Here is a 5,754-nt window from a genome sequence, read left to right as displayed (position 1 = left end):
TATTATTTTTACAATATTTTTCAAAAAGTTATCAACAATAATATTTATGCTACATCAACTTTCAAATGTAATTTTTCTTTCTTCTGTAAAAAAGCAATCACTTCAAATAATGATCTTGTGCTTGGGTTTCCACTAGGACCAAGCATACGTTGAATACTTTTAGGATTTTTATCAACTGCTTTACCAACTGTTTCAAAAGAAACGGTCGCATTAATGTAATCTCTGAGCATAGACTTCGCCACGTCAATCTCACCTTCTAAAAACAAGTTAACCGCTTCAATAAGCAGTGAGCGGCGAAATTCAACATCAGACTCAGCGCGAGCCTTAATTGTCTCTTTAAATTTTCGTGTTAATGCCATTTTCTCTACTCCTAATGCTTATTTTTGCGTTGCTTGTATTCTTTCCAATACTTTTTAGCTTGATCTATATCTTTCTGCTGCCTTTTCTTAGAGCCGCCCGTTAATAAAATTACAAGCTTGTCACCATCTTTACCGTAGTAGATCCGATAGCCTGGACCAAAATCAATTTTGTTTTCCCAAACACCAGCACCTACACTTTTGCAGTTACTAAAGTTGCCTAGCTCCATACGTGTTACAGCAGTTATGATTTTGGCAGCAGCTTGAGCATTTAGCTTATTGAACCAAACCTCAAAAGGTGAAGCCCCGTACTCGTCTAAAAACTCAACTACTTCTACTTTCATTATTATAGACCATATAGTAACTTATATGTTACCATTATATTTCAATCTCTTTAAAAGTCAATAGTATATTTTAGCCAAAACATCCTAAAGTGAATAAAATCAATCACTCACAACTGGACCTATAATCACAACCAGGATAAAATATTAATATAACAAGAATTTGTACTATTAGAGGCTTTTAACATGGCGCTTCATAAACAAGCCAAGATTTTGAACGAAAGACAAGAAAAAGCAGTTTTAAGCTCACTCCAATCAAGTACCTATCCGACTCGCAATACTGCGATGTTCTTACTTTCCATCAAAGCCGGTTTACGGGCCAAAGAAATTGCAGCTTTAACTTGGGACATGCTGCTAACCCCTGACGGCCAGCTTTGTGAAGCGATTCAACTAAGAAATACAGCAAGTAAAGGAAAGCAAGGCGGCCGGGTAATTCCATTGAACAAGCAACTTAAACAGGCATTAAACCAGCTTTTAGAAGAAAGCCGACCAGAGCATGGGCAAAAGCCTGTTATTCTCTCACGCCGAAAGTCCCACTTCCCAGCCCACACCGTCGTGAATTGGTTTGCTGATTTATATAAAAGCCTTGGATTTGAAGGTTGCAGTAGTCACAGTGGCCGTCGCACTTTTGTTACCCGCGCAGCTAAAAATATTATCAAAGCTGGTGGCTCCCTACGCGACGTTCAACAGCTCGCCGGACACACAACCCTACAAACAACGCAACGCTACATAGAGGGAGACAGTGAAGCTAAAAAGAGGATAGTGGATCTTATATAGCAAAACCTAATTTATAAACAGTAATTATACAGTGGTACTTTAGATAAATTGAGTGTTATATTTTCCCATTAAAAATCAAGGATAAATATTAGGGATTAATAATGAAATAACTCGTACACATTAAAGTAATAAAATTTACATCTGAAAGAGCAAATATCGATTCGGCTTCTTTAGAAAAATTTATTTTAATTATTTTAGTTTTTAAAAAGTCAATTTTTATGTTGATCAGTTAAAGAGTTAAACTCTATAGGTAACAACAAATTACATATTGGCATTATTTAAATAATTAATTCTGCTCAGTTAGCCTGTTTAAGAAAACATTCATTTGAGCACCAACAAAAACTAACAGTAAAAGGTTCTGACAAAAATATGAGTAAACTTAGATTAGCCACGCTAAGCCTGTTGGCTTTATTCATTTATGCTGTTACAGCTCATTCTGCAAATAGTTGCAATTTTTCAAATGATTTATTCCATCAACCCTCTGATAACTCATGCGGTCCACGTCAAGCCTTACTTGCAAGCAGGGTTTTAGAAGGTGATAATAGTTTTAAAGGCAATATACTATCTACATGGAAAAGCTTAGCTAGAATTCATAAAGTTAATTATCCAACAACTCCTATGCCTACTTTCCCTGACTGCTATTTAGGTGATGGAACATTTGCAGGACCTTTAACTATGGTATCAAGTCTAGTTGGCTATATAACCTCATATGATAAAAATATTAAAGTTAAAAAAATTTATATCAAAAAGAATCAAGAAGATGCTCTGAGGAGGTACTTTGGTAACACTAGAGTTAACGAGGAATTTAATTTAGTTGAAAACAGATACCATGTTCCAGTTATAAGATTGGAATCTACGGATGAGATGTCAAAATTAGTTAAAGATAATCACTACTATATTACACTTGAGTATAACTCATTGCACTATATTGGGATAACTCCAAATAATATATATAACTCATCAGATGCAGGACCTACTCCTTATAATTTAGGGACTGTAGATAGTGCTGGCTTAATGGTAGAGCTAGTACGAAAACACACAAGAAGTTACTCTGCCGTTCTCCCAAATGAAGCAAACTCAAGCAACTTCCATGGCTTTGAGTTTAAAGTAACACCTGGAATTACTGCGAGCGGTTACCACTCATACAATGCAGTTGGCCCTTCATCTTTTGAGCCCGATGGTACCGACAACCTTGGGAGCTATAAGGCAACAAAAGTAGCTGACACCTGGGCATTAAGTAAAAGTTATAATGATATTAATACTACAATATATTGGCAGGTAAAATTACCAACCCCCAAAGCACTGTGGTTAGTGGAGATTGGGAGAAGAGGAGACAGCTCTAAGTCTGGTAGCTCTGGGGGAAAATATTTTTATGCATTCGACTTTCAAGGAAGTAATGATGGTGAAAACTGGAAGACTCTATCTAGAGACTATGGTGGATTATATCTATCTGGATTATATAGTGACATTGAAGGCTCTGATAGAAGAAGCGATAGATTGAGAATATTTCTTAATGATCCTACTTTCTCAACATACCGATACTATCGGTTTGTCGTTAGAGCAACCGTTGGAGATACGCCTGGTATGGCTAACGTACAATTTTATGCATATGAAGATGACAGCTTGTAGGAATGATCTTTACCTTATATCCCCGGCCCGTATTGGGCCGGGACTTACGGCGCTCTTGTCAAGTATAGGCCAGCTACTCGGGCCTATGCTTGTCTAAGCTAAAAAAGTACAAGTGATAAATGGTTTTCTGTTAGAGGATAATGACGTTCCCCTATTGATCTCTTACTGTTCTCCAATATGAATTATGTTATCTAAATTTTAAAAAATATCGGTTCTCTTTTTGTTCTTTTACAGTTCTCTTTCTGTTTTCTTATTGTTCTCTTACTGTTCTCCTGCTTGCCATCAATCACTCTTAAATTGTTCTCTTTCTGTTCTCCTAATATAGAGAAAAACGTATTATGGAATAATATATTTCAACTATGACACACTTTTGTTGTTCTCTTACTGTTCTCTTTTACATCTAGTTCAATAGAAAATAAAAATAACTGTTTATGGTGATTTTAATTTTAATTAACTATTTGTATTGACATAAAAAAATATTTATCTAAAGTTTAAGTGAGATTAGTTTTAACTGTTTAGACTTAAACCTTAGATGAGAGGAAGAGATTATGAACTCAAAAATGACCGCAGCAGATGCTGCCAGCTTTCTAGGTGTTACGCTTCAAGCTATCCATAAGCAGCTTAAAACTAAAAAACTTGGCTTTAGAAAAAGCCAAAACAGAGTGTACTTTGGCCACGCAACAGCAAAAGAAATTTTCAAATTAAAATTCAAGCCTCGCACCGTTTCTATTCAGATTGTTAAAGGTGGTACAGGGAAAACAACACTAACGCACTCGATCGCGACAAGGGCGAATCTATACGGCGCTAAAGTGCTATGCATTGACCTTGACCAGCAAGGAAATTTAACTCAAGCATTCGGAATTAACCCGGAAGATTCCCCTGTAATGGTAGACATATTAAATAATGAGGAATTTGACCTATTAGATGCTATTAAAGAGGTTGATGAAGGGTTGCACCTTATTCCTAGTCGTATTGAAAATGCTGTGCTTGATAATACTTTAATGCTTAATAGGTGTGCTTTAGATAGAATTTATAGAGACCTCATAAAGAAAGTAAAAAAACATTATGACCTCATCTTAATCGACTGCCCCCCAGCTCTAGGGCAATCGGTTGCTGCTGCTGCTTTAGCTTCAGATGCTGTTATTTCTCCACTCATACCTGAAAAATTTTGTTTGTCCGGCTTAAAAATAACAGCACAAGAATTAATGACAATTGGCAAATCCTACAATAAGAAAATTTCCCATAAAATATTGCTTAATAAATTTGATAGTAGGACAAACTTATCTCATGATGTTTTAACTATGTTAATTAAGCACCCAACATATGGACAACAACTATACAAAAGTTATGTTAGAACAAGCCAAGAGTTCCCAAATGTAACTGCATCAGAAGAAGCTGGAATCTCTATATACGATACTTTAAAGAACACAAGTCCAAAAGAGGATGTCGACCTTCTTACACGAGAAATTCTTGGTATCAACAAACATAAGAAACAAGAAAAAGTTTCTCTTGGTACTTTAGAAGATGCAACTGCATAGGTAATAAAAAATGCCAACAATCGAAGAAGCTTTAGCAGCAAGAGCTAAGAAAAAAAGAAATTCAAAAAGGACGCATTGCGTCCTTACAACCTAAACCCACATGCAAATGAAAAAAATTTGAAAAAATATTAAGAGAACAAAGGAAGAGCAAAAAGAGAACAGTAAGGGAACAATAGGGGAACAGAAAGAGAACAAAGGAAGAACAAAAAGAGAACGACAAGAGATCAGTAAGAGCACAGTCAGAGAACAGAAAGAGAACAATAAGAAAACAGTAGAAGAACAAAAAGAGAACAGTAAGGGATCGGTAAGAGATCAATTAGAGAACAGGAAGAGAACAAATTCAAGCAAAAAACAACCAAATGAGAGAACAGTTAGAGAACAAAAAGAGAACGATAAGAAAACAAAAAGAGAACGGTTAGAGAACAATGATAACCCAGTAAGAGAACAGAAAGAGAACAATGGTATTGTTTATCAGAGCATACCTTCACCCAAAAATTTTGACGAAAAAAGTAAGAAATGAGCTGTTAAATAATGCTGTCTTCGAGGTTCAGAAACTATGTGGAATGCAAGAGAAACTGTTGATTTTAATAGTTAAAACTTGTGTTGAAAATGGCGGCAATCAAACTGGGCCGATAACTAATTCAGAAATAGCAGAAAATACAAATATAAGTATTTATTCAGCTAAAGAGTCTATAAAAAGGCTAGTTAAAAAAAGGGGGTGTTAAGAAGAGAGGAAGGAAAAAAAGGCCCTGGTGGATTTTCTAATTTTTCTATAACAGAAGAAATTATAACTGCAGTTGTGTCTCTTTTCTTATCTGATCGTAAAAAGTAAGAGAACAATAAGAGAATATTTAAAATATTTCATCTTATAAACCTACAAAGTTTAAGTAAAATTTTAAATAGTAAGAGAACAATCTGCATAAAACCCTGATAATTCCTAGAAATACTGAGTTGACAACAAATAAAAAATAATTAGATACTTAGATGAATAAAATAAAGCCCTCTTGCAGGAGGGCTAAACAATGAGGCGGTGTAGAAACCTAAAAAGCTTTTGAACCCTAGTCGGTTTAAAACCCGCCACTACATCTAATCTCTATTTTAGGTTATTCTATT

5 protein-coding genes are annotated in these 5,754 nt (G+C 35.2%); 3 read left to right on the top strand and 2 right to left on the bottom strand.

The window, feature by feature from the left end; genetic code table 11:
* Positions 1–44: 44 nt before the first annotated feature.
* On the bottom strand, positions 45–359 hold the full coding sequence (locus BGC07_RS17165; protein ID WP_069314286.1) for a transcriptional regulator: 315 nt from the start codon (positions 357–359) through the stop codon (positions 45–47).
* An 11-nt stretch (positions 360–370) separates the two neighbouring features.
* Positions 371–700 (bottom strand): type II toxin-antitoxin system RelE/ParE family toxin, encoded by a 330-nt coding sequence (locus BGC07_RS17160; RefSeq protein WP_069314285.1) that lies wholly within the window; start codon positions 698–700, stop codon positions 371–373.
* 183 nt (positions 701–883) lie between these two features.
* Between BGC07_RS17160 and BGC07_RS17155 the strand changes: the two genes are divergently transcribed.
* The 3 genes from BGC07_RS17155 to BGC07_RS17145 all read left to right on the top strand — a co-directional run bounded on the left by BGC07_RS17155 (position 884) and on the right by BGC07_RS17145 (position 4,641).
* On the top strand, positions 884–1,474 hold the full coding sequence (locus BGC07_RS17155; protein ID WP_069314284.1) for a tyrosine-type recombinase/integrase: 591 nt from the start codon (positions 884–886) through the stop codon (positions 1,472–1,474).
* A 369-nt stretch (positions 1,475–1,843) separates the two neighbouring features.
* The gene (locus BGC07_RS17150; RefSeq protein ID WP_069314283.1) at positions 1,844–3,103 is read left to right on the top strand and encodes a hypothetical protein; all 1,260 of its coding nucleotides are present in this window, start codon (positions 1,844–1,846) and stop codon (positions 3,101–3,103) included.
* 548 nt (positions 3,104–3,651) lie between these two features.
* The gene (locus tag BGC07_RS17145) at positions 3,652–4,641 is read left to right on the top strand and encodes a ParA family protein (protein ID WP_069314282.1); all 990 of its coding nucleotides are present in this window, start codon (positions 3,652–3,654) and stop codon (positions 4,639–4,641) included.
* Positions 4,642–5,754 lie beyond the last annotated feature (1,113 nt).

Source organism: Piscirickettsia litoralis (assembly GCF_001720395.1).
GTDB lineage: Bacteria > Pseudomonadota > Gammaproteobacteria > Piscirickettsiales > Piscirickettsiaceae > Piscirickettsia > Piscirickettsia litoralis.
This window is presented reverse-complemented; position numbering and strand designations above follow the sequence as displayed.

Bases quoted from the DNA above. Each gene is read 5' to 3' on its own strand.
- BGC07_RS17165 (WP_069314286.1), bottom strand. From the start codon at position 359: ATGGCATTAACACGAAAATTTAAAGAGACAATTAAGGCTCGCGCTGAG.
- BGC07_RS17160 (WP_069314285.1), bottom strand. From the start codon at position 700: ATGAAAGTAGAAGTAGTTGAGTTTTTAGACGAGTACGGGGCTTCACCT.
- BGC07_RS17155 (WP_069314284.1), top strand. From the start codon at position 884: ATGGCGCTTCATAAACAAGCCAAGATTTTGAACGAAAGACAAGAAAAA.
- BGC07_RS17150 (WP_069314283.1), top strand. From the start codon at position 1,844: ATGAGTAAACTTAGATTAGCCACGCTAAGCCTGTTGGCTTTATTCATT.
- BGC07_RS17145 (WP_069314282.1), top strand. From the start codon at position 3,652: ATGAACTCAAAAATGACCGCAGCAGATGCTGCCAGCTTTCTAGGTGTT.